Annotated in this window: 22 protein-coding genes; 7 read left to right on the top strand and 15 right to left on the bottom strand. The window is 33.3% G+C overall.

Features of this window, described 5'->3' with window-relative positions:
• Positions 1–531 precede the first annotated feature (531 nt).
• The 9 genes from abc-f to ACIDC4_RS05845 all read right to left on the bottom strand — a co-directional run bounded on the left by abc-f (position 532) and on the right by ACIDC4_RS05845 (position 8,534).
• Positions 532–2,118 (bottom strand): ribosomal protection-like ABC-F family protein, encoded by a 1,587-nt coding sequence (abc-f, locus tag ACIDC4_RS05805; RefSeq protein ID WP_412042149.1) that lies wholly within the window; start codon positions 2,116–2,118, stop codon positions 532–534.
• Between the two features lie 227 nt (positions 2,119–2,345).
• On the bottom strand, positions 2,346–2,714 hold the full coding sequence (locus ACIDC4_RS05810; protein WP_412042150.1) for a hypothetical protein: 369 nt from the start codon (positions 2,712–2,714) through the stop codon (positions 2,346–2,348).
• Between the two features lie 435 nt (positions 2,715–3,149).
• Positions 3,150–4,082, bottom strand: a complete 933-nt coding sequence (locus tag ACIDC4_RS05815; RefSeq protein ID WP_412042151.1) for a transglutaminase-like domain-containing protein — start codon at positions 4,080–4,082, stop codon at positions 3,150–3,152.
• Positions 4,083–4,102: 20 nt separating this feature from the next.
• Entirely contained in the window at positions 4,103–4,954 is an 852-nt protein-coding gene (locus tag ACIDC4_RS05820) for a substrate-binding domain-containing protein (RefSeq protein ID WP_412042152.1), read from the bottom strand.
• 77 nt (positions 4,955–5,031) lie between these two features.
• The gene (locus ACIDC4_RS05825; RefSeq protein ID WP_412042153.1) at positions 5,032–5,505 is read right to left on the bottom strand and encodes a DUF4265 domain-containing protein; all 474 of its coding nucleotides are present in this window, start codon (positions 5,503–5,505) and stop codon (positions 5,032–5,034) included.
• A complete protein-coding gene (locus tag ACIDC4_RS05830) occupies positions 5,505–5,942 on the bottom strand; it encodes a DinB family protein (RefSeq protein WP_412042154.1) in 438 nt (145 codons plus the stop codon). Before ACIDC4_RS05830 ends, ACIDC4_RS05825 begins: the two co-directional genes overlap by 1 nt.
• 35 nt (positions 5,943–5,977) lie before the next feature.
• A complete protein-coding gene (locus ACIDC4_RS05835; protein ID WP_412042155.1) occupies positions 5,978–6,847 on the bottom strand; it encodes a nucleoside phosphorylase in 870 nt (289 codons plus the stop codon).
• Between the two features lie 287 nt (positions 6,848–7,134).
• Positions 7,135–7,467, bottom strand: coding sequence for a translation initiation factor (locus ACIDC4_RS05840; protein WP_412042156.1), 333 nt, complete (start codon positions 7,465–7,467; stop codon positions 7,135–7,137).
• A gap of 116 nt (positions 7,468–7,583) precedes the next feature.
• Positions 7,584–8,534, bottom strand: a complete 951-nt coding sequence (locus ACIDC4_RS05845; RefSeq protein ID WP_230038676.1) for an isopenicillin N synthase family dioxygenase — start codon at positions 8,532–8,534, stop codon at positions 7,584–7,586.
• A gap of 172 nt (positions 8,535–8,706) precedes the next feature.
• Between ACIDC4_RS05845 and ACIDC4_RS05850 the strand changes: the two genes are divergently transcribed.
• Both ACIDC4_RS05850 and ACIDC4_RS05855 read left to right on the top strand, forming a co-directional pair.
• On the top strand, positions 8,707–10,683 hold the full coding sequence (locus ACIDC4_RS05850; protein ID WP_412042157.1) for an alpha-ketoacid dehydrogenase subunit alpha/beta: 1,977 nt from the start codon (positions 8,707–8,709) through the stop codon (positions 10,681–10,683).
• A gap of 68 nt (positions 10,684–10,751) precedes the next feature.
• Positions 10,752–12,494, top strand: coding sequence for a DUF885 domain-containing protein (locus ACIDC4_RS05855; RefSeq protein ID WP_412042158.1), 1,743 nt, complete (start codon positions 10,752–10,754; stop codon positions 12,492–12,494).
• 372 nt (positions 12,495–12,866) lie between these two features.
• Here ACIDC4_RS05855 and ACIDC4_RS05860 read toward each other — a convergent pair whose 3' ends face one another.
• From ACIDC4_RS05860 to ACIDC4_RS05875, 4 genes are all read right to left on the bottom strand, one after another.
• A complete protein-coding gene (locus ACIDC4_RS05860) occupies positions 12,867–13,838 on the bottom strand; it encodes a quinone oxidoreductase family protein (protein WP_412042159.1) in 972 nt (323 codons plus the stop codon).
• Between the two features lie 154 nt (positions 13,839–13,992).
• Positions 13,993–14,568, bottom strand: coding sequence for a Crp/Fnr family transcriptional regulator (locus ACIDC4_RS05865; protein ID WP_412042160.1), 576 nt, complete (start codon positions 14,566–14,568; stop codon positions 13,993–13,995).
• Between the two features lie 11 nt (positions 14,569–14,579).
• The gene (locus ACIDC4_RS05870) at positions 14,580–15,086 is read right to left on the bottom strand and encodes a hypothetical protein (protein WP_412042161.1); all 507 of its coding nucleotides are present in this window, start codon (positions 15,084–15,086) and stop codon (positions 14,580–14,582) included.
• Positions 15,087–15,098: 12 nt separating this feature from the next.
• Positions 15,099–15,500, bottom strand: coding sequence for a glyoxalase (locus ACIDC4_RS05875; protein WP_230038662.1), 402 nt, complete (start codon positions 15,498–15,500; stop codon positions 15,099–15,101).
• 215 nt (positions 15,501–15,715) lie between these two features.
• Between ACIDC4_RS05875 and ACIDC4_RS05880 the strand changes: the two genes are divergently transcribed.
• Positions 15,716–16,141, top strand: coding sequence for a hypothetical protein (locus ACIDC4_RS05880; protein WP_412042162.1), 426 nt, complete (start codon positions 15,716–15,718; stop codon positions 16,139–16,141).
• A 641-nt stretch (positions 16,142–16,782) separates the two neighbouring features.
• Here the strand turns inward: ACIDC4_RS05880 and ACIDC4_RS05885 are convergent.
• Both ACIDC4_RS05885 and ACIDC4_RS05890 read right to left on the bottom strand, forming a co-directional pair.
• Positions 16,783–18,039 (bottom strand): mechanosensitive ion channel family protein, encoded by a 1,257-nt coding sequence (locus tag ACIDC4_RS05885; protein ID WP_412042163.1) that lies wholly within the window; start codon positions 18,037–18,039, stop codon positions 16,783–16,785.
• The gene (locus tag ACIDC4_RS05890) at positions 18,032–18,319 is read right to left on the bottom strand and encodes a DUF3817 domain-containing protein (protein WP_173972873.1); all 288 of its coding nucleotides are present in this window, start codon (positions 18,317–18,319) and stop codon (positions 18,032–18,034) included. Before ACIDC4_RS05890 ends, ACIDC4_RS05885 begins: the two co-directional genes overlap by 8 nt.
• A gap of 104 nt (positions 18,320–18,423) precedes the next feature.
• On the opposite strand from ACIDC4_RS05890, the gene ACIDC4_RS05895 reads away from it, so the two are divergent.
• The 4 genes from ACIDC4_RS05895 (at position 18,424) to ACIDC4_RS05910 (ending at position 23,678) form a co-directional block, all read left to right on the top strand.
• On the top strand, positions 18,424–18,957 hold the full coding sequence (locus ACIDC4_RS05895; protein ID WP_412042164.1) for a DUF6155 family protein: 534 nt from the start codon (positions 18,424–18,426) through the stop codon (positions 18,955–18,957).
• Positions 18,958–19,065: 108 nt separating this feature from the next.
• Positions 19,066–20,610, top strand: a complete 1,545-nt coding sequence (locus ACIDC4_RS05900; protein ID WP_230038652.1) for a DEAD/DEAH box helicase — start codon at positions 19,066–19,068, stop codon at positions 20,608–20,610.
• Positions 20,611–20,991: 381 nt separating this feature from the next.
• Positions 20,992–22,326, top strand: coding sequence for a DEAD/DEAH box helicase (locus ACIDC4_RS05905; RefSeq protein ID WP_412042165.1), 1,335 nt, complete (start codon positions 20,992–20,994; stop codon positions 22,324–22,326).
• An 83-nt stretch (positions 22,327–22,409) separates the two neighbouring features.
• Complete coding sequence (locus ACIDC4_RS05910; RefSeq protein WP_412042166.1) at positions 22,410–23,678, top strand: NAD(P)/FAD-dependent oxidoreductase; 1,269 nt, start codon at positions 22,410–22,412, stop codon at positions 23,676–23,678.
• The last annotated feature ends 156 nt before the right edge of the window (positions 23,679–23,834 follow it).

A 23,834-nucleotide genomic window follows, 5' to 3' on the forward strand; every position in this document is an offset into this window, starting at 1 on the left:
TAGAAGCTCAAATTTTTATTATTTTTAAGGAGATCACATCTAGTTGTATTTTGCCACGTTAATTTCAATATTAGCAAGAATGAGTATAATTATAATTTCGATAAAAAAATAAGCACATCCCAAAACGGTAATTTCTCTATGAAAATAAGTTAGAAACCCAATCGTTAAACAGCAATATAGAAGATTCACCAAAGAAATGATTCTAATATAGAACTGCCAGCTTTTTATCACAAATAAATAATTGATAAAAGAGTAGAGCGCTAAAACACAAGATAGTGTGGCGAGTATAATCAATACCTCTTTAGGTATTCCAACAGCGATTTCAAATCTAACCAATACAATTCCTAAGAAAAAAGCTGAAATCAAAGCGCCCAAACTATCTATTAAAAATATTTTTTTATGGTTTAAGATCATAGCTTTACCTTTTAAATAATACCTTTTTACTTAGCTGATTTTAAATAAATTAGCTAAGTAAAAGTAAGAATTAAAAAGTAAATTAACAATATATTAACACGATAAATTCATTTGTTTTTAAAGTAAAATGCTTTTTTGGATATTAATTTCTTCTAAGAAAGATTCATCATGAGAAACCACAATTAATGTTCCCTGATATTCATTGATAGCAGCCGTAAGGATTTCAACATTCTGAATGTCAAGATTATTCGTAGGTTCGTCTAATATAATAACGTCCGGCGACTCATTTCTAATCGTTAGGCAGCAAAGCATTAGTCGCATTTTTTCTCCTCCGCTTAAAGCGCTACAAGGTTTATCCCAGTATTCTTTATCAAATAAAAAGCGATTTAACCTCATTTTTATATCATGTTCTTCTAATCCTGAACTGTTAAACTGTTGCGCCTGATCGTAAACTTTAAGTTCATTATTGATAAGAGAATAATCCTGATCAATATAAACCGATTTGTTTTGCGAACTATAGACCGTTCCTGATTTAGGGTTTAATTTACCCAATATTATTTTGATTAAAGTCGTTTTTCCTGATCCATTACTGCCTTTTAGAGCAATTCTTTCTCCGCTCAGGATTTCGATATTCAAATCTTTTTTCCAAAGCAATTGATCTCTGTAACTAAAGTTAATTGCATTTGCCTTAAAAAGAATTTTTCCTTTATGCAAACCCGAATCATCAAAACCAAATTTCATCTGATCGATATCGGGTAGGGCAGAGCGTATTTCGCGTAGTTCTTTCGAGATACCATCTATTTTTTCTACATGAACACTTTTGAGTTTCGACGAACTATTCTCGGCATTATTCCGCAAAGTATTCATCATAATGCGTGCAACACCTGATTTCTCTTGTTTCTTTTTGCCTCGTGCATCCAGTTTTTGCTGCCTTTCCAGAGTTTCACGCTCTTTTTCTTTGGCTTTTTTCAAGGCTTTTTCTTTACTTTGTAAATCCTGGTTTAAAGCATTATTTTCAACTTGTTTTTGCTCAGCATAAAAGTCGTAATTCCCGCCATAAATAGTAATACCGCGTTTACTAAGCTCATAAACAGTATTCAAAAGATTGAGTAGTTTTCGATCATGACTCACAATAATTAAACTACTGTTTGTAGATGTAATAAAGTGATACAACAATTCTCTGGTTGCTTTGTCAAGATGATTGCTAGGTTCGTCAAGCAAAACCAATTCTGGTTCGTGAATCAAAATACCCGCGAGGAAAACTTTTGTTTTTTGTCCTCCGCTTAAATTTTCAATTTTTTCGGTTAAATCCAGATCAGATAATTGCCAATACTTTAATGCATTGCTGCAACGCTCCTCAATAGTCCAGTCATCATTTAATACATACAGATTTTCTTCCGTAACATTTCCATTCAGAATTTCTTTAAAAGCTTTGAGTTTGTCATGAACGCGTAAAGCTTCAGCAATTGTAAAATGATTGTATTGCCCGAAAATTTGCGGAATGTAATAAGGAGGAGAGCTAACTCTTAGATCTCCGTTTGATGGCTTTAATTCGCCGGCAATGATTTTTAACAGCGTCGATTTTCCGACTCCATTATTACCAATTAGTGCGATTTTTTCGTGATTATTTACTGTAAAACCAATATTGTCAAACAATAAATCACTGTTGTTGTGTTTATATGAAATGTTTTGTAGAGTAAGCATAATTTCTTTCTATAAAGATGAATAAATAGAGTAACCGCGATTGCAGTTTACCTTCTAAATTGCCTGAAAGAAATTATTTTTCACATAAATTATTACTTTTATTTAAGATTGCAAAGATACAATTTGTGTTTGATTTTGAAAATACATTCGATTTAAAAAGAAAACCACGCTAAATTTTACTTCAACGTGGCTTGATATATTGTTTGTTATAATGCTGAAAACTTACATTATATTTTTTTGAGGGTTATTTTCATCTCTTTGCTGTCTAATATCAGTTGATCATCTGTTATAGTGCTTTCACAAGGATATGGGGTTCCCGTTTCATCTTTTATCACTAAACTCTTTCCACCTTTTGTCAATGCAAAAGTCCCATTATTTATTTCATTTTGTAAATATCCCGTTACGTGTCCGTCTTCTGTAAAAGTTAATGTTCCGTTAGTCAGAATCACATTTTTTAAAGAATCCGAAAGCGGTATTTTAGGTTCAACAGCAGTGATTTTCCAAGAGTTTACCAGTTTATTGCGACCTTTATGGCATGAAATCATTAATACTGCTAATAATGCAATTGCGAAGATAAATAAGTTAGATTTTCTCATGATTTTGTGATTAAAGTTAGACCTTAGAAAATTACAAAATTATTTTTAATTAAAAATCTAAAAATCAAATATTTATAAATTAATCGATAAATAAACCTACAAAATTAAATTTCACATTCCGAATTTTAAGTTTTTGATTGCGTGGACATTAAGAAATTACGGTACGATCCGGAAAAGTTTGTTGTGAAGCATGTTTATCGTAATACCAATATCGATTGTAGAGGCCAAAAACACCCCTAAGCTAAAACTGATATTATCAGAAAATTTGAGATTTGGATTTTTTTGGAATTTAAAATTTCAAAACAGGAATTTGCAATTAAAATTTAAAAAATAGTCCGCGTAAACCCGTTCAATCCGTAAAATCCGTGGGCAAAAACACAATATTAAAAAAAAACTTAGCACCTCAGAACCTTAGCACCTTAGAACCTAAAAAAACTACTTCAAAGTCAAAGCTCCCAAAATCTCTTCATACATAAAAGGTCCTCCGGGATATTTGGCAGTATAATCAAGATTCATCCAGACCTGACCACGTTCATCTATATGATAATGAATCTTTTTACCGTAACTTTCTTTTACAAAAAGTACATTTTTTATTAGATAATTGACCTTTTCCAGATCGATCATAGAACCAATTAGTATTTCAGGGTAAATATGTCCTTTAGTATGAATTAACCTCGGAGTACCACCAATAGAGCGAATTGCGGCAGCCATTAAAATAGAATGATCGTCGCAATCTCCTGAAAAATATTCTAAAGATTCGCTCGCAGTAGCAATATAATCACCTTCTTTGGGATCGTTTACGTAATTCCAGCGGCTATTAATCTCTTTAAACACGGCAAAACACTGAATAATAGTTCTGTAATCAGAATATCCTTTTAGGCCTTTAAAATGCTTTGTTGTAGCCATTATCGCGAAATTTCGAACCTTTGGATTCTGATATTCGATGGCATTGATAATTTTTGATTTATTAGGAAACGGAAGCAGTTTTGCTACGATAATATCCTGCGGAAAAGGATTATCAGACATGGTATAAATCATCGAATTATAATCTTCGGAGATTTCACTAAAACCATAATTGCCAATAACACTTCCATAAATTAAAACCACTAAATAAACTGCAATACATAAAAGTATTATGGTTCGCAGGTACATTAACAGAAAGAAAATAGCAGCAAAAACAAATATAAAAATAAAGATACGGTCTAAATTAAAAGCCCATTCTAAATCAATCAGGTTTTGATGCAGAATGATAAAAATCGGAATCGTAATCAAAAGACTCAACAGCATAATAATAATCCTGTCCCAGGGAGATTTCACCTGTAGTTTGGATTTTAATTGCGGAAAGTCAATTTTAGGGAATTTTATCATAAGAATTCAAAAGCAAGTATTTAAAGCGCTTTTACCGTTTCAACAAAAGTACTTTTTTTATCAATAATTCCCAGATCAAATAACTGATTTTGAATTTTAATGAATGCTTTTTCACTTAAATTCTTCTGAGACCATTGTGTCAGTTTCAGCCATTCCTGAATATCTTCAATTTTTTGATTGAAAAGCTCTGATAATGTTTTGTCTATATTTGGAATCTGAGTAAAATCGTGCGTTGTTTTGTTTATAATTTCTAATATTTTCTCGACAATTTTTGGGTTCTTTTTCAAGAACTCATCACGAACGGTAATTACAAATGATGGCCATGGAGTAGGGCAGTCGCCAACTCTCCTGAAAATTCCCTGATCTACAAGCGGTTTAGTCATAAAACGTTCCCACATAAAATAATCTGCAGTTCCTTTTGTCAGGGCTTCAACAGCTCCGTCGATGGTATTAATGATTTCGAATTGTAAATTATCCGTTTTCCAGCCATTATCATGCGCGTTGACACAAGCCATTAGCTGAGATCCCGAACCTAATCTTGAAATGGCTACTTTTTTATCCTTAAGGTCTTTTACGGTATGAAAATCTGATTTTGCAGCAACATGTATTCCCCAAATCAAAGGCGATTGAACATAAATCTGAACAATTTTACTGGGATTTCCGGCAACAATATCCTTTACAATTCCTTCGGTTAAAATTACGGCAATATCAGCTTCTCCATCTCGAAGCATCTGACACATTTTACCGGTTCCTTCAGGAATGTTTTTCCATTGTAAATCTATGTTTTCTGCTTCAAATTCGCCATTTTCGATGCATAAATGCCATGGCAAATTGAAGTGTTCCGGGACACCTACAATTTTTACAGTTTTCATTTTAATTTAAGTTTAAGTTTGGTAAGCGTATTCTAAGTTTAGTTTCTTTTAATTATCTTATCGAATTGACATATTATCTAATTTTTCAATAAATCGGTTCTGTGTTTTTCAGAAAGACAAGGTTCTGCAAATTCTATAATTGCCTGCGATTCGTACTCATTCAATACACTTTTTACTAATGAATAATCTGTGTTTCTCACAATTTCAACAGCAAAAAAAGTGTCATTCAAAACTTCAGTTATGCAATTCAGAGCTTTTAGCTTTTCTCTGATAACTGCCGCATCAAATTCTTTTTCGAGTACTAAAACCTGAACAATCGAATTTCCTGAGCTTTCTATTGTTTCTTTGTGCATAAATGCTTTTTCATTTTCATCATATTCAGCACGAAAAATATCGTCTGTTGCAATCAAAGGTCCAAAAAACGGAATATTATCTAATTTGAAATATCCTTTTTCAGCATCAATAATTTCTGCCCACATGGTTTCTGAAACAATCTCTTCCAGATAGGTACTATAATATTTAAACAATATCTTTTTATGCGTTTCTGCCATTATCTAATTTGGTTTATGTGGTGTTCTAAATGGGTTACGTAATCAGTCATCAGAAATTTCAAATCAATAATCGATCCATCACTCAAAACAATTTTATAATCTAAAGCCTCATTATCAACAGATTTCATAATTCTAATAATCTGTTTGTTGATCACGAACCACAATTGTGTCAATTCATCAATATCCATTGTTTGATACTGATTTAAATTTACTAAATCTATTTGGTTATATGGCCTGTGCTGATAAGGTTTTTCTACATAATTTATTTCTGTAAAACGCACCAGATTATGAATAGCTGAATCTGTCAAATGGCCTAAAATTTCTTTTTTAGACCATTTTTCAGGTATTTTAGCTTCTAAAATTTCATTGCTTATCGTTGGGAAATAATTGACATTCTCATTCAATAATTTCTCAAATTTAAGAATAGCGTCTTCCATATATTATCTCATTTTCTAATGGACTAATTCTATAATTAATTCCCAGCCAGTTTATTCAATGTATACGTAATCAATTCATCAACTGCTTTGTATGGGTCCTCACTAAAAGTTCCGGTTGCACGATTGGCAATAATAGCATTCAATGACAATGCATTATGTCCTAAAAGCGCAGATAATCCATAAATAGCAGCGGTTTCCATCTCTAAGTTAGTAATTCTTTCGTCATTAAAACTAAAATTATCCATTTTACTGTTTAATTCTTCGTCCTGTATATTCAAACGCAATACACGTCCTTGTGGCCCGTAAAAACCTCCGGCAGTTGCAGTAATTCCTTTGAATATTTTATCCGATTCGATTATTTTTTCTAATGCTTCAGAACAAGCAATCGCATAAGGTCTTCCTTTTTTAATATCCCAATTAGTATGGTGTATAAAAGCATCTTCGATCGCTGCATTCGAAACTTCATCAATCAAATAGGAGCGAAGCATATTATCTAATCCTAGCCCAAATTTAGACATTACAAAACTATCCACAGGAATATCAGCCTGTAAAGAACCTGAAGTTCCAATTCTGATAATATTCAAAGAAGTCAATTCTTCTTTTGGCTGACGCGTTTTTAAATCGATGTTTACCAAAGCATCTAATTCATTCACCACAATATCAATATTGTCAGGACCAATTCCGGTTGACATTACAGATATTCTTTTGCCTTTATAAATTCCGGTTTGGGTTTTAAATTCTCTTTTTTGAGTAGAATATTCAATCGAATCAAAAAACTGAGTGATTTTTTCGACTCTGTTTTGGTCTCCAACAAAAATTATATCGTGTGCTATATGTTCAGGAAGAAGGTTTAAGTGGTAAACGCTTCCGTCTGGATTAAGTATTAATTCTGAATTTTGTATCATTTTTTTTAAGGTTCTAAGTTACTGAGTGACTAAGGTTCTGAGGTTTTCTTTAGGGCGTAAACTTTTTTTGCCCACAGATTCGACGGATTTTTTTTTCTGAAATTCCAAATTTTTAAATTCCAAATTCCAAATAATGAAATCTAAAATTAGTAATGAAAACATTTCAGGTCAAAGCTTTGCGAACTTATGCGTTTTTATTAAAACTTGTATTTATTATTCTTAGCGTTCTTTGCGGTTAAATTCGTCCAATTTGGAATTTGGAATTTAAAAATTGGAATTTCATTAATTTAACCTCCAACACGTTTCGTTTTAAATCCTTTTTCTTTTAAAATCACCATTATTTTATCACGATAATCGCCCTGAATAATAATCGAAGCATCTTTAAAAGTTCCGCCAACACTCAATTTTGTTTTAATTTCTTTGGCTAAAATTTTAAAATCTTCATCAGATCCTTCGTAGCCTTCAATAATAGTGGTGGCTTTTCCTTTTCTCTTTTCGAATTTACAAATCATAGGCTCTTTTTGAATGTAAAGCACATGATCCTGCTCCTGAACTTCTTCGGGTTCATTAGATTCTACGTGATCCGGGAATAAGTTTTTTAATTGATCTTGTAAGTCCATAAATTTTTTATGCTAAAAAATAAATTCCAAGCCTAAAGCTTTAAAAAATTAAATTCCAAATTCCAATAATGAGTTTGGAATTTGGAATTTTTTATTTTTTGGGAATTTATTTAAGTTTATTTTTTAATCAATCCCAAATCTACTAAACGTTCGTACAAATAGTCTCCCGCAGTAATATCTTCGAATTTTTTAGGATTCTCAGCATCAATACAGTTTTCTAAACAATCCAGACGCATATCGCTTACAGGATGCATAAAAAACGGAATAGAATAACGTGAAGTTCCCCATAATTCTCTTGGTGGATTTACCACTTGGTGAATCGTTGATTTTAACTTGTTGTTGGTATGTCTTGACAACATATCTCCCACATTAATAACCAATTGATCATCTTCAGCGATAGCATCAATCCATTCGCCATCGTGATTCTGAACCTGTAATCCTTTACCCTGAGCCCCCATCAAAAGGGTAATCAAATTAATATCTCCGTGAGCAGCGGCGCGAATGGCGTTTTCCGGCTCAGAAGTAATTGGTGGGTAATGAATTGGTCTTAAAATAGAGTTTCCTTCTTTTGCATATTGGTCAAAATAAAATTCATCTAAACCTAAATGCAAAGCCAAAGCTCTTAACACATAAACACCTGTTTTTTCAAGCATTTGATACGCTTCTTTACCTACAACATTAAAACGAGGTAATTCTTTTACTTCAACATTTTCAGGATATTCAGATGCATACTTAGAAGATGCATCAACATACTGACCAAAATGCCAGAATTCTTTCAAATCCCCCTCTTTACGCCCTTTAGCATGTTCTTTTCCAAAAGAAACATAACCTCTTTGCCCGCCAATTCCGGGAATCTCATAATTATGCTTAGTTTCTACTGGCAAAGCGAAAAATTTTCTAATTTCGCCATAAAGCTCGTCTACCAACTGATCATCTAAAAAGTGACCTTTTAGGGCTACGAAGCCAATGTTTTCAAATGCACTGCCGATTTCATTTACAAATTTTTGTTTACGTTTCGGGTCGTCCGAAAGGAAATCACGTAAGTCTACACTAGGAATGTTTTGCATACTTTACATTTTTATTTAATAGGATAAAAGGCGTTGTAAACCTTCTAATAACAAAGGTAGAGAATATTTTAGATTTGAATTTTAAAAGTTATAATAAAATTAAAAATTTGTAACAAAAATTAATAAAATTGTTATATTTTTCTATATTTGAAACACTAAAACCAAGAACCAAATGATCTTTTACAGACAAAACCTTACTGATACTCAATTATTAGATTTATATAAAAAAATTCTTAAACCTCGTTTGATCGAAGAAAAGATGCTGATCCTGATCCGACAAGGAAAAGTATCAAAATGGTTCTCCGGAATAGGGCAGGAAGCAATCGCAGTAGGCGTTACAGCTGTTTTAGACGACACTGAATATGTGTTGCCAATGCACAGAAATTTAGGTGTTTTTACCACAAGAAACATTCCGTTGCACCGCCTATTCTCGCAATGGCAAGGAAAAGCAAATGGTTTCACAAAAGGGCGCGATCGTAGCTTTCACTTTGGTACTCAGGAATATAAAATTATCGGGATGATTTCGCATCTTGGCCCGCAATTAGGGATCGCAGACGGAATCGCCTTAGCAGATAAACTTCAGAACAATAAAAAAGTCACCGCTGTTTTTACAGGAGAAGGCGCTACAAGCGAAGGAGATTTTCATGAAGCGCTAAACATTGCTGCCGTTTGGAAATTGCCGGTAATGTTTATTATCGAAAATAATGGTTACGGGCTTTCGACGCCTACAAACGAACAGTATTTGTGCGAAAACCTTGCTGATAAAGGAATTGGTTATGGCATTGAAAGTTATATTATTGACGGAAATAATATTGTTGAAGTTTTCAATAAATTGTCTCAATTAAAAGAAGATATGCAAAAAGATCCGCATCCGGTTTTATTAGAATTTAAAACATTCAGAATGCGCGGTCATGAAGAGGCGAGTGGTACAAAATACGTTCCGCAGGAATTGATGGACGAATGGGCCGCCAAAGATCCTGTAAGTAATTATAGGAATTACTTAACCGAAATTGGCATTCTTACCACCGAATTCGACGAGCAGTTACACGCTGAAATCAAACAGGAAATCGACGAAAATTTGGCCATTGCCAATGCCGAACCTGAAATTATACCAACTTATAGCGGAGAATTAGATGATGTTTATAAACCTTATGAACATGAAGAAGTTAATCCGACAGAAGAAGTTAAAAATATACGTTTTATAGATGCTATCAGATATAGTTTAGAGCAATCTATGAAACGCTATGGAAAACTGATCATAATGGGGCAGGATATTGCTGAATATGGCGGCGCTTTTAAAATTACAGATGGTTTTGTAGACTTGTTTGGAAAAGATCGCGTACGAAATACACCAATTTGCGAGAGCGCTGTTGTTTCGACCGCAATGGGCTTATCTATAAATGGTTATAAAGCCATTGTCGAAATGCAATTTGCCGATTTTGTTTCTACAGGATTTAACCCAATTGTCAATTTATTAGCAAAATCTCATTATCGCTGGGGCGAAAATGCAGATGTTGTCGTTCGTATGCCTTGTGGCGGAGGAACTCAGGCCGGGCCATTTCACTCCCAAACCAACGAGGCCTGGTTTACCAAAACTCCGGGCTTAAAAGTCGTTTATCCGGCTTTTCCGTATGATGCAAAAGGGTTATTGAATAGTTCTATTAATGACCCAAATCCGGTTTTGTTTTTCGAACATAAACAATTGTATCGCAGCGTTTATCAGGATGTTCCGGTTGATTATTATACGATTCCATTAGGAAAAGCAGCTTTATTAAAAGAAGGAAATCAGGTTACTATTATTGCTTTTGGCGCTCCGGTGCATTGGGCTTTAGAAACTTTGGCTAATAATCCTGAAATTTCAGCTGATTTAATTGACTTACGAACTTTACAGCCTTTGGATACCGAAACTATTTTTGCTTCTGTAAAAAAGACAGGAAAAGTAATTATTTATCAGGAAGACACTTTGTTTGGAGGAATAGCAAGTGATATTTCGTCCTTAATTATGGAGGAATGCTTTGAATATCTGGATGCTCCGGTTAAAAGAGTAGCGAGTTTAGATTCGCCAATTCCGTTTACAAAAGCATTAGAAGATCAGTTTTTACCTAAAAATCGTTTCGAGGAAGTTTTATCAGATTTATTGAAATATTAATTACAAATAGCAAATAGTTTTGCAGAAAGAACATTTTTTTTATCTTTAAACCATTAAAAAATTAACTTATGAAAAAACTATTTGTTTCAATTTTTGCGATTTCGCTTCTTTTTTCCTGTAATAAAAGTGGTAAGTCTAACGAAGATAAAGCTTTAGACGGAAAATTTGACAAGTATAAAGATGGTTTTGTAACCTCTTTGTGGAAAATTAATCCGGGTTGGGCTTCTGGCGTTGGGTATCATAAATACGATAGTATTTTGTCTATTCCGGATGCTAACGAAGAAAAAATACAACTTGATTTTGTCAACGCACAATTAGATTCCTTAAAACAATACAACGTTGAAAATTTGTCTGATAACAACAAGACCGATTTTCAAATGATTAAAAATCAGCTTGAAGCTACTATTTTTAGTATAAAAGAATTAAAATCGTCTGAATGGAATCCTTCTGAATACAATGTATGCGGATCTTTTGCTGAGATTCTAAACGGAAAATACGATTCTTTAGAAGTTCGTTTGCGTGCTTTTAATGCTAAAATGAACAATGTTCCGGCTTATTATGAAGCTGCCAAAAAGAACATCAAAAATCCAACAATTGAGCATACTGAACTTGCAATAGCGCAAAATTTAGGCGGTTCATCTGTTTTTGATACAGATTTAGCTGCAGCTTTAAAACAAAGTAAATTAAGCGAAACTGAGAAAAAAGAAATGCTTAACAAAGCAAAAACAGCTAAAAAAGCAATTACAGATTACGCTGATTGGTTGAAAAATTTACCAAACAAAACCCCACGTTCTTTTAGATTAGGATCTGCATTATATGCTAAAAAGTTCAATTTTGATATTCAGTCAAGCTATACTGCTGACGAGATTTTTAAAGTGGCAAACGATCACAAAAAAGACTTACACGATAAAATGTTTGTTTTGGCAGATAAACTTTGGACTAAATATAAAGGAACCGAAGCAAAACCAACCAACAAACTGGAGTTAATCAAACAAGTTATTGATAAAATTTCTTTGCAACACACCACTCCGGAGAAGTTTCAGTCTGAAATTGAGAAACAAATTCCGGAATTAACAGCTTATGTAAAAGCAAAAGATTTATTGTACATCGATCCGTCAAAACCACTTGTTGTTCGTAAAGAACCAGCTTATATGGCAGGTGTTGCAGGAGCATCTATTTCTGCACCCGGACCTTATGATAAAAATGCCAACACTTACTATAACGTGGGAAGCATGACAGGATGGACTGCTGAAAATGCAGAAAGTTATTTAAGAGAATACAACGATTATATTCTTCAGATTTTAAATATTCACGAAGCAGTTCCCGGACATTACACTCAATTAGTTTACAGCAATCAATCGCCAAGTATCATTAAATCGATCTTAGGAAATGGTGCAATGGTTGAAGGATGGGCAGTTTATGCTGAGAAAATGATGTTAGAAAGCGGTTATAAAAATTCTGATGAAATGTGGTTGATGTACTACAAGTGGAACTTAAGAGCTACATGCAACACAATTCTTGACATTAGTGTTCATACTAAAAACATGTCTAAAGAAGCTGCAATCGATCTATTGACCAAAGAAGCTTTCCAGCAACAAGCAGAAGCAGATGGAAAATGGAGACGTGTAACTTTATCTCAAGTACAATTATGTTCTTATTTTACAGGATATACTGAAATTTACAACCTAAGAGAAGAACTTAAAAAGAAAGAAGGGGATAAATTCAACCTGAAAAAATTCCACGAAAAATTCTTAAGCTTTGGAAGTGCTCCGGTAAAATACATCAAAGAATTGATGTTGTCTAAAGAGTAATTTTTACAGCGATTTTAATAGAAAAGGTTTGATGAGAGTAATTCTTATCAAACCTTTTTTCTTTTGTATGAATTTTAAAAATAAAATCACAAATAGAGATTTATCGCTACAACTATAATTTTTATCCCGTAGGGATTTCATATTGGTAGCATCAAATTAACGCGAAACATATTTGTCCCGTTAAGGACAATACGAGCCGAAAAAAGATATGTAGTCCTTTACGGGACACAGAAAACGTTGTCTACCATTTTCTACCAATATGAAATCCCTATGGGATAAATAATTTTGATGATAATAAAAACAATTAAAAAAATCCGTTTTTATCCGTGTTTTGCTTTAGCAATCCGTTTCATCCGCGTTCAAATTGCATTTTTAAATAATCACAACTAACCGTTTACCATCCGGAATTTCTTTATTCCAGGCTTTTTCAATATCAACTAAAGAAACAGTTTCAATATTTACTTTTAATTGATTTTGCGCAGCCAAAAGAAACATTTCCGGTAATATCTCCGAGAATAGTAATTTTACTTCCTCTTTTGTCCAGCTTCCTAAACCGGAACCTGATAATTGAAGATCTACGCTTCTTAAAATTCCTGATGATAATTGGATCGTATCACCCGCCATTCCTCCAATTGTCACATATCTTACTTTTGTTGTAAACGAACCATTTCCTTTTAGAGCCGTAAGAATTAATTCTGCGGGATGTCCCCATAAATAATCCAAAACAATATCTATCGGGGTATTTAAATGAATCGCTTTAAGTTGTTTAATAATCGTTTCATCATCTTGTTTTAAAGAAACAATTTCGTCAGCACCTAAGGCTAAAAGATTTTGAAGTGTTTTTTCATTTCTTCCGGTTACAATTATCTTTTTCGCACCATAATGTTTCGCAATCTGAATCGCCATTTGACCTGTAAAACCAGTAGCTCCGTTGATCAAAACTGTTTCTCCGGCTTGTATTTGTGCTCTAAATCTCAACGCCATTGCGGAACCTGCCACTGCATTTGGCATTGCTGCGGCTGTTGCATCGCTAATTCCGTCAGGCAATTTTACCATTCTGTTTTTTTCGACAAGCGCTTTTTCGGCAATGGTGCCGGAGATTCCGCGGGCATAAACTCGAGTTCCATCTTCTAAAATACCAATGGCGTCACTTCCAATTACGCTTCCGTTTTGATTTTCATTTTCTGATGAATAATGATCTCCGCTTACGATACCTTTATCGAGATTGGTAATCGCAACGGCTTTAACCGAAATTAAAACTTCATTTTCGTTTTGTACAACTGGCTCTGGAAATTCTGCATATTTTGGCATTTCGCCTTTTTTATAAATAACTGCTGCTTTCATAATTATTAAATTTTATAAAGCAAAATTAGGCAGCCGTTTATGGGGAGGCGATAACATTTGTTATCAAATATTTTTTTTTAAACCATATAAGCTATATAAGTTAATTTAAGCTTGACTTATATTTCCTTATATAGCTTATATGGTGAAAATGTTATTATTTCTTATGAACCAGTTTACTTTTGATTCGGCTTAAATGAACTGTAGTTACGCCAAGATAAGAAGCAATATAATGCTGAGGAACACGCTGAATAATTTGAGGTCTTTCTTCAATTAAATTAAGATAACGCTGAGTAGGAGAGTCCTTTATAAAAGATACAAAGTACTTCATATAATCGAAAGTACGTTGAAAAAGCATATCGATTAAACGATCTCTTAATTCAGGAATTTCTTTGATTTCTTCCAGAATTTTATCCAGATCACTTTTAGAAATCCACCACAAAACCGAAGGTTCAATGGTTTCAACAGACGCCTGGCTTGGAAATTTCTTCATGAAACTTTCGATAGAAGCCACACTCTGATTTTCGAAAAAAAACTGAGTCGTTAGATCTTTTCCGTTATTGTTAAACCAAACTCTGATACAGCCTTTTTCGATAATAAAAAGCTTTTTCGAGATTTCGCCTTCTTCTAAAAGAGTTGTTTTTGAAGCAACTTCAATGCAATTGAAATAACTGGTGTATTTCAGCCATTTTTCATCGGTTAAAGGAAATTTATTTCGGAATTGGTCAAACATAAATACTTAAATTATTTCTGTTTATCAATCAATTTTGCAATTCGAAAACTGTTTGTCATTAATAAATAACCAATTATAGCTTTACAAAAATAAAAGATAAGCCAACCAGATTTCGGATAGTCTTTGAAAAGAATTTTCTGTTGGAAAAAGATAAAAAATTCCTTGAACAAAATCGGAACATTTGTAATAAGCATTAATGCTCCAATAACAATTACAGCTATTGAAATTATTTTACTTTGACTCCAATTTAATTCTATGGTATTACTTTCAAAACCTGTGTCAAGTTTTAATTTGTCAATGATCCAATTCGCTTTAAAAAGAAATAATCGACAAACTAAATAAAATATAAAAAGAACAAGTAAAATACTAAAAATGAGAATAATCAAATTTTTAGCGTCTCCATTTTCATATAAAAAATAAATGGATGAAATCCACTCAGGAATTATTGATACAGCTTGAAAAATTAAAAACAACCCTAAAATTTTAATTAAGATGTTCCAAAAGGTTCTAATCGACATTATTATATTTAATTATTTAGTTTCTAATTCAAACAACTGCACTTGACTTTTCAAGCGATCAACTAACAAATTCATCATTCGTTTGTTTAAACTAGAGGAGTTCTGAATATAAATATCATATTCTTCAATAGTAAAAAGCGCCATGACAATTCCCTTAAGAGAATTTCTAAACTTAATATCTTTTTGTATAGAATTTTCGATTGTTTGAAGCTTCTTTTCAACCGTATAGGAATAAAAATCGGCTTTGTTTTTATTGACGTAGTTGATGAAAACCGCAATAAACAAATCATTTTGAAGTTTCAAAATAGGCCTAATCGTCTGATTTTGAAACAGCTCATCGGCTGAAGATTGAGCACTTACTGTTCCTAAAGTCTCTCCTCTGAATTCTCTTAAAAAAGCGTCTCTATCTTCCATGTTTTTTCTTTAAATTTAGAAAAAATTCTAATGCGAAAATTAATTTTACCAAGTGAATTATAAATAAAATTTCACCATATAAGTTATATAAGATATTATAAGGTTATCTGAAATGAGTTTACAAATCAACTTAAATAATCCAGAAAAAATAATCCAATAGCTTTAAATGAACTTACATAACTTATATGGTGAAAAAAGAAAAAATCCTTCAATCTATGAATATAAAATCTCTTTTGTTTTTAATTTTAATTCTAATTGTTTCCTGCAATTCTAAAGATAAAAAAAGCGAGTACAAGCATATGGTATATCACGCTGTACATGATAAAGACACAGCAGTTTTAACCCTAAATATTAATGATAAACGTTTTTTTGGTCATTACGAAAGATCTTATTACCAGCAAGGTAAAGACTCCGGAGATGTTAGGGGAGATATTAAAGGCGATACTTTAAGAGGCGATTTTCATTTTATATCCAACGGAGGAAGCTGGAAAAGGATTCCATTGGCTTTGCTCAAAAAAGAAAACAAATTATATTTAGGGACTGGCATCATAACCACATATTTCAATCTTCCATGTTTCATGCCCGGAACTCCAATAGAATACAATAATTCGAAGTTTGTTTTTGAAGAGGCTAAAAAATAGTTTTCAGTCTCAGTGGCAGTTTTCAGTTTCATTTTTTTTAACCGCAAGGAACGCTAAGTTTTTTTTTACTGGGCTAAAATAATCTCGCAAAGGCGCAAAGACGCTAAGTTTATAGTATTTATAGAATTCGCCATCTTAAATTAATCCCAAAATAAGCACATAAAGCTTAAAAAACTTTGCGACTCCGCGCCTTTGCGAGATTTTAAAAAAAAAAAAAAAGACACAAAGCTTTGCGAACTTTACTTATTCTAAAACATAAAATAGATTAAAATCTTAGCGCTCTTTGCGGTAAAAATTACACTCGAAGCAAAGCAACCTGAAACTAATTAATTGGTCCTATTGTAGAAGGCAATTCGAATATTTCAAGATCAAAATAAATAACCGAAGCCATAACATGATCAAAATAATCTCGCAAAGGCGCAAAGACGCTAAGTTTATAGTATTTATAGAATTTGCCATCTTAAATTAATTCCAAAATAAGCACATAAAGCTTAAAAAACTTTGCGACTCCGCGCCTTTGCGAGATTAAAAAAAAAAAAGACACAAAGCTTTGCGAACTTTACTTTTTCTAAAACATAAAATAGATTAAAATCTTAGCGCTCTTTGCGGTAAAAATACACTCGAAGCAAAGCAACCTGAAACTAATTAAGTGGTCCAATTGTAGAAGGCAATTCGAATATTTCAAGATCAAAATAAATAACTGAAGCCATAACATGATCAAAAATATCCGCCATAATATATTCGTAATTCGCCCAGCGCTTATCGCTCGAGAAAGCATAAATCTCTAACGGAACGCCATGAGCAGTCGATTGTAGCTGACGACACATGATATGCATATCTTTATTCAATCCCGGATGTGTTATCAAATATTGCATGATATATTTTCTAAACAAACCTAAGTTCGTCATATTACGGCCATTTAGCGAAAGCGATTTATCAACGCCACGCAAATCATTGTATTTTTCGATTTCGGCTTGTCTTGTTTCGATATAAGAACTGATAAGCTGCACGCGTTTCATATGATTCAAATCATCATTATTAAGGAAACGAATACTGCTGCTTTTGATGAGAATATGTCTTTTTATACGTCTTCCGTCAGATTTTTGCATTCCGCGCCAGTTCTGGAAAGAGTCGGAACTCAAGGCATAAGTCGGAATCGTGGTAATCGTATTATCAAAATTTCGAACCTTTACCGTAGTCAGATTTATTTCGATTACATCGCCATCGGCACCAAATTTATCCATTGTAATCCAGTCACCAATGCGCACCATATCGTTTATGGCAACCTGAACACTCGATACAAATCCTAAAATAGTATCCCTGAAAATCAAAATAATAATAGCCGAAAGTGTTCCCAGAATCGTTAAAAGTTCCCCTTTTTTGATCCCGAAAAGCGTCGAAATAATCATCGCCACACCAAAAATCCAAAGCACGATCATAATAACCTGAACAAAGCTGTCAATAGGTTTGTCGCTGTATTCAGGTTTTTGTTTTAGATAATCGCGTAAAGCATTAAAAATGGTTCTGATGATCCATAAACTAATCAAAACAATATAAATACCCACTATTTTTCCAAACAACGATTCCCAATATTCGTATTTATCGAGAATAATAGGAACGGCTTTATAGATAAAGAAAAACGGAATTAAATATGCCGTGTATTTTGTGGTTTTGTTATGAATAAGGTAATCATCAAATTTTGTTTTGGTTTTCTGGGCAAAAACAGCCGTTAAGGTTACCAAAACGAATTTTGCTGCATAATAAATGGCAAATGCCAAAGCTACCATGATAGCAATATTTAGGAAAAGGCTAATGTATGACGCAAAATTGCGGCTCATTCCCCAATCCCGAAAAAGCGGATATAAAAAGTTAAATATTTTATCCAAAAGTTTATGCATTATTTTCTAAGTATTTCTTCTCGATATAAAAAGTTCCAAACGGAATAAGAGAAGCAATAAGTATGATTCCAAAAGTTTTGAGATCCCAATTTTGTGATTTTCTAAGTAGCACAGCCAATATAATGTATCCTATAAATAATACTCCGTGAGTCATTCCTAACGGACGTAAAAAAGTATGATATAATTCCGGATTACTGTTTTTAATAACAAGCATATTAGCAAATAATACTAAATAAGAAATCCCTTCTAAAATTGCGGTAACTTTGAAAATCTTGAGCATCTATGTGATATTTTAAATTTGTTTGCGCAAAATTAAGTATTATCGTTGGTTTTTGCGGTATGAATCAGGAAAGTAATTTATTTTTGTAATCTTAAACTTTGATAATGAGTAAGCGCGATTTAAAAAAATATTTGGCCGAATTAAACAAGGAACAACTCGAAGAACAAATTATCGAGCTGTACGAAAAATTTGCGCCGGTAAAAGTCTACTATGATTTTGTTTTTAATCCTAAAGAGGATAAACTTTTGCAGGAATCTAAAGTCAAAATTTCGCACGAATATTTTCCTATAAAGAAACCCAACGCAAAATGGCGTCCAAAAGCCAAAATGCGTCGTTCTGTTGCCCAAAAAATCATTAAACATTTTATAATGATCGGGGTTGATCCTTTTGTCATTGCCGATATTATGCTCTATAACATCGAAATAGCGCAAACTTATTCCTCAAATAATTTCATTAAACAGGAATTATTTTACAAAAGTATTTTAAATTCTTTCGAGCAGGCAGTAAATTTTGTCATTTCTAACGGAATTTTATATGATTTTAAAGATCGAATTCTGGCAATCAAACAAGAAAATATTCAACAAAAATGGAAAAACAAGTATGATTTTGAGGCAATTTTAGAAAAAATTGACTTTTAAAGGCTTTTCTCATAAAAAATCTTATTTAAAAAAATCATTTATTTTACGTTAAAATAAGATGAATAACTGTTTTTTCGGTGTATTTTTGCAAAAATCCAAAAATAAACAATGTCTCAAAACACTTTAGAAATAGAAAGAGAAGAGAAAAAAGAACTTTATGCATACCAAAAAGGCGATATCGATGCCATTTTTGAACGTTTAGACAATGCTCCTTCGAAACATCATTTATTATATCAATTGCCTACTGGTGGTGGAAAAACAGTGATTTTTTCCGAAATCGTACGTCGTTATTTAGCTAATAATGATAAAAAAGTGGTGGTTTTAACGCATCGTATAGAACTTTGTAAACAAACCTCAAAAATGCTTAAAGGGTTTGGCGTTTCTAACAAAATCATTAACAGTAAAGTAAAAGAATTACCTGACCAAAACGATTTTTCTTGTTTCGTGGCCATGGTCGAGACTTTAAAAAACCGTATCAATGATGAGAAATTACACCTTGATAACATTGGTTTGGTTATTATCGATGAGGCGCACTACAATTCATTCAGAAAATTATTAAACTCATTCAAAAACGCTTTTATCCTTGGGGTAACAGCAACACCGTTGAGTTCGAATATAAAATTACCCATGCACCAGAGTTACGATGAACTTATTGTGGGAGACACCATTAGTTCATTGATCGACAAAGGTTTCCTTGCCCGCGCAACCACCTATAGTTATGATGTGGGATTAACATCACTAAAAGTAGGTATCAACGGAGATTACACCGTAAAATCATCAGATGATCTATATACGAATACCATCATGCAGGAAAAACTTTTGCATGCGTATACAGAACGTTCTCTTGGCAAAAAAACCCTGATCTTCAACAACGGTATTCATACTTCATTATATGTATATGAAACCTTTAGAGAAGCCGGTTACGACATTAGACACCTTGATAACACAAGCAGTTCAGAAGAACGTAAAGATATCCTGGCATGGTTTAAAAAGACTCCGGATGCGATTCTAACCTCTGTAGGAATCTTAACAACAGGTTTTGATGAGCCAACAGTAGAAACTATTATCCTGAACAGAGCGACAAAATCGCTTACATTATATTACCAAATGATTGGTCGTGGATCTCGTAAATTACCTGGTAAAGACGAGTTTACAGTTATTGATTTAGGTAATAATGCAGCACGTTTTGGTTTATGGAGTGAGCCGGTAAACTGGCAGCACATCTTTAAATCACCAGAATTCTATTTAGAAAATCTACGTGATGATACCGAGATCGAATTGTATTTCAAATACAGCATGCCACCGGAATTACGTGCGAAATTCGCCAAAACTGCCGACGTTACTTTTGATGTTGATGAAGAACATAAATTGATCATCAAACAAAATTTACGTTCAAAAGTAGTTTTAGATAAGTCATTAGAGCAACACGCAGCAATGTGTGTAGACAATACAGAAACGCTGCAAGAAGCAAAATCATTAGGAAGAGAACTAGACGACGATATCGATTGTCGTATCAAACGCTATTCTAAATGTTTGAGTCAATGTAGTAAAAATTACCGCGAATGGCTGGTTGATGATTACAAACTAAAACTGGTCCTGTTAATAGGTAAAAAGTATCGTGAGAAAATCATGAACGAACCGGACGAAGATTAAAAAAATTGTTTCAAGTTTTTTTTAGTTTCATATTGTCACGCTGAGCGATCCCGATAGTAATCGGGAGAAACGCGTTCAACATTGGAATTTTGAATTTTAAAAGTTTGGAATTTTAATAATCAGGAGCTATTTCCTGCTGTCCGCTATATCTTTTGCGCCGAACACCGGCACAAAAGGATGCCGCTACCATCAGGGCTAGGGCTTTAGGATTCATAAGAAGCAATAGTAACATTTATACACAATATATTTTATCCCGAGGAACTAGGGATGAAATAATTGAGAGAAAAAACAGAACCAAAGGTTCTAAAAAAATCATTTAAATCTGAGTAATCTGTGACAGAATCTAAAATCTAAAATCAGAACTCTACAATAATAAAAACAATGTCTAAACAATTCTCATCATTAGGAATTTCAGCACCAATTTTAAAAGCGTTAAGCGAATTGAACATTGTTGAACCAACAGAAATTCAACAAAAAACAATTCCGTTATTGCTTTCTGAAAGCCATGATGTTGTAGGTTTAGCCAAAACCGGAACGGGTAAAACAGCCGCTTTCGGATTACCATTATTACAATTAATAGATACTGAATCTTCAATTGTACAAGCAGTAATTTTGGTACCCACCAGAGAACTTGGACAACAGATATTCAGAAACTTAGAAGATTTCGGAAAACACATTCCAAATATTTCAATCGCTTCAACTTGTGGCGGAATTCCAATAAAACCTCAAATCGAGCGTTTATCACAGCCCACACATATTGTTGTAGCAACACCGGGACGTTTAATCGATTTGATTCAGCGTAAAGCAATTGACTTAAAACAAGCACAATATTTAGTTTTAGATGAAGCCGATGAAATGGTTTCGATTCTAAAAGAAAGTCTGGACGAAATCGTAGCCGAACTTCCTAAAAAACACAGAACTTTATTATTCTCGGCAACTTTGCCGGGAACAATAAAACAACTGATCCAGAATTACTTAAACAAAAACGTAGTTCAGGTTAGTGCCAATATGGAAACTGTTGGTAACCAAGGAATTGATCACGAATATATTGTAGTGGACCCAATCGAAAAATTGGATGTTTTAATGCATTTCCTGAATTCAAAAGATGGAGAACGCGGAATCATCTTTTGTAAAACCAAAGCTGCAGTAAACAAATTAGCTAAAAACTTAGCGATTAATCGTTTTTCTTCAGGAGCATTACACGGAAGTTTATCGCAGGGAATTCGTGACAGAATCATGGAGCAATTTCGTGAAGGACATATCAACATTCTGGTTGCAACCGATTTAGCGGCAAGAGGAATCGACGTAAAAGAAATTTCGTATGTCGTAAATTACCATTTACCGGATACGTACGAAAACTATGTTCACCGTAGTGGTAGAACTGCAAGGGCAGGAGCAAAAGGACTTTCTTTGACCGTTTTACAAGAAGAAGAAACCGCTGAAATCCCGGAATTCGAAAAAGAATTAGGTATTAAATTTACCCAATTCCAGAAACCTTCTGTAGTAAGTTTAGAAGAAAACAACACGCTTTTATGGGCGAAACAAATCTTCAAAACAAAACCCAATCACGATATTTCAGCCGATTTAAAAACAAAAGTAAAAACCGTTTTTCATCATCTTACCAAAGACGAATTAATCGAAAAATTGTTGGCCAATTACGTTTTGCAAAACAAAGTTGAAGTAACGGAAAAACCTGTTAAAAAATTCAAAAAGTAATAATACTGACATTTGTCATTGTATTTTAAAGTTGTACATTTAAGCTATATTTTTATAAAATCTACTTAAATAAAACAACATATATGAACATAGTTATTATAGGAGGTGGTTTTGCAGGTCTAAATCTCGCAAAAGAGCTTGTAGACCATCCTCAAATACAAGTAACCCTTGTAGACAAAAACAATTATAATTTCTTTCCGCCACTAATATATCAGGTTGCTACCGCTTTTTTAGAGCCTTCAAGTATCAGTTATCCTTTTAGAAAATTCTTTGCAGGCAAAAAAAACCTTCAATTTCGTTTAGGCGAATTGCTTTCTGTAGTTCCTGCCGAAAATAAAATAATCCTTAATAATGGTGAACTAACATACGATCATCTAGTTTTTGCTACAGGAGCTGAAACCAGTTATTTTGGCATGGAAAACGTAATGAAAAACGCCATCCCGATGAAAACCTTAAATGATGCCATCGAAATGCGTAATACCTTGCTTAAAAACCTGGAAAAGGCTGCTATTACAAAAGATATCCGTAAACGCCGTAAATTATTAACCATTGTAGTTGCAGGAGGAGGACCAACAGGAGTAGAGGTTTCAGGAATGTTTGCTGAAATGCGTAAAAATATCCTTTTAAAAGAATATCCGGAATTAGAAACATCAGCCAGTAATGTGTATTTGGTCGATGGGGGAGACGCACTACTCGCCCCAATGAGCAAAGCTTCGCAAGAAGACACATTAGACGCGCTTACTAAATTAGGAGTTGTAGTCAAGCTGCATACCCGCGTAGTCGATTATATTGATGATACTGTACATTTTGAAAACGGAGAAACTATCAAAACCAAAAACTTAATTTGGGCTGCCGGAGTTTCTGCAAAACTTTTTGACGGAATTCCAAAAGAAAGTTATGGCCGCGGAAGACGTATGGCAACAGATCAATACAATAAAGTAAATGGCTTGATTAATATTTATGCCATTGGTGACACAGCTATTTCAGCGGGAGATAAAAATTTCCCTGACGGACATCCGCAAGTGGCTCAGGTCGCTATTCAACAAGGATTAAATTTGGCTAAAAACTTTAAAGCATTAGTACAAAACAAACCTTTAAAACCTTTTGCTTATAATGACAAAGGCTCTATGGCGATCATTGGTAAAAACAAAGCGGTGGTTGATTTACCAAGTCCAAAATGGCATTTTAAAGGATTCTTTGCCTGGATTATCTGGCTGTTTATCCACTTGATATCCCTAATTACTTATAGAAACAGATTAAATACATTCTGGAACTGGATGGTCGCTTATTTTGCCAGAGATCAATCACTAAGAATGATTATCAGACCGGATAAAAGACAACAAAGCGAATAAGTAAATTCCAAATATTAAATTCCAAATTCCAATAATCAATAAATGAAAAAGCCAGAATTATTAAATTCTGGCTTTTTTATGCTCGTAATTTGTCATTTCTAAGAATGAAAAATGATTTGAAATTTTCATATTTTTTTATTCGATTTTTATCACTCC

The sequence above is a fragment of the Flavobacterium sp. C3NV genome (assembly GCF_046825355.2).
Classification (GTDB): Bacteria; Bacteroidota; Bacteroidia; order Flavobacteriales; family Flavobacteriaceae; genus Flavobacterium.

Coding starts and splice junctions, on each gene's coding strand:
- abc-f (WP_412042149.1), bottom strand. CDS start 2,118: ATGCTTACTCTACAAAACATTTCATATAAACACAACAACAGTGATTTA.
- ACIDC4_RS05810 (WP_412042150.1), bottom strand. CDS start 2,714: ATGAGAAAATCTAACTTATTTATCTTCGCAATTGCATTATTAGCAGTA.
- ACIDC4_RS05815 (WP_412042151.1), bottom strand. CDS start 4,082: ATGATAAAATTCCCTAAAATTGACTTTCCGCAATTAAAATCCAAACTA.
- ACIDC4_RS05820 (WP_412042152.1), bottom strand. CDS start 4,954: ATGAAAACTGTAAAAATTGTAGGTGTCCCGGAACACTTCAATTTGCCA.
- ACIDC4_RS05825 (WP_412042153.1), bottom strand. CDS start 5,505: ATGGCAGAAACGCATAAAAAGATATTGTTTAAATATTATAGTACCTAT.
- ACIDC4_RS05830 (WP_412042154.1), bottom strand. CDS start 5,942: ATGGAAGACGCTATTCTTAAATTTGAGAAATTATTGAATGAGAATGTC.
- ACIDC4_RS05835 (WP_412042155.1), bottom strand. CDS start 6,847: ATGATACAAAATTCAGAATTAATACTTAATCCAGACGGAAGCGTTTAC.
- ACIDC4_RS05840 (WP_412042156.1), bottom strand. CDS start 7,467: ATGGACTTACAAGATCAATTAAAAAACTTATTCCCGGATCACGTAGAA.
- ACIDC4_RS05845 (WP_230038676.1), bottom strand. CDS start 8,534: ATGCAAAACATTCCTAGTGTAGACTTACGTGATTTCCTTTCGGACGAC.
- ACIDC4_RS05850 (WP_412042157.1), top strand. CDS start 8,707: ATGATCTTTTACAGACAAAACCTTACTGATACTCAATTATTAGATTTA.
- ACIDC4_RS05855 (WP_412042158.1), top strand. CDS start 10,752: ATGAAAAAACTATTTGTTTCAATTTTTGCGATTTCGCTTCTTTTTTCC.
- ACIDC4_RS05860 (WP_412042159.1), bottom strand. CDS start 13,838: ATGAAAGCAGCAGTTATTTATAAAAAAGGCGAAATGCCAAAATATGCA.
- ACIDC4_RS05865 (WP_412042160.1), bottom strand. CDS start 14,568: ATGTTTGACCAATTCCGAAATAAATTTCCTTTAACCGATGAAAAATGG.
- ACIDC4_RS05870 (WP_412042161.1), bottom strand. CDS start 15,086: ATGTCGATTAGAACCTTTTGGAACATCTTAATTAAAATTTTAGGGTTG.
- ACIDC4_RS05875 (WP_230038662.1), bottom strand. CDS start 15,500: ATGGAAGATAGAGACGCTTTTTTAAGAGAATTCAGAGGAGAGACTTTA.
- ACIDC4_RS05880 (WP_412042162.1), top strand. CDS start 15,716: ATGAATATAAAATCTCTTTTGTTTTTAATTTTAATTCTAATTGTTTCC.
- ACIDC4_RS05885 (WP_412042163.1), bottom strand. CDS start 18,039: ATGCATAAACTTTTGGATAAAATATTTAACTTTTTATATCCGCTTTTT.
- ACIDC4_RS05890 (WP_173972873.1), bottom strand. CDS start 18,319: ATGCTCAAGATTTTCAAAGTTACCGCAATTTTAGAAGGGATTTCTTAT.
- ACIDC4_RS05895 (WP_412042164.1), top strand. CDS start 18,424: ATGAGTAAGCGCGATTTAAAAAAATATTTGGCCGAATTAAACAAGGAA.
- ACIDC4_RS05900 (WP_230038652.1), top strand. CDS start 19,066: ATGTCTCAAAACACTTTAGAAATAGAAAGAGAAGAGAAAAAAGAACTT.
- ACIDC4_RS05905 (WP_412042165.1), top strand. CDS start 20,992: ATGTCTAAACAATTCTCATCATTAGGAATTTCAGCACCAATTTTAAAA.
- ACIDC4_RS05910 (WP_412042166.1), top strand. CDS start 22,410: ATGAACATAGTTATTATAGGAGGTGGTTTTGCAGGTCTAAATCTCGCA.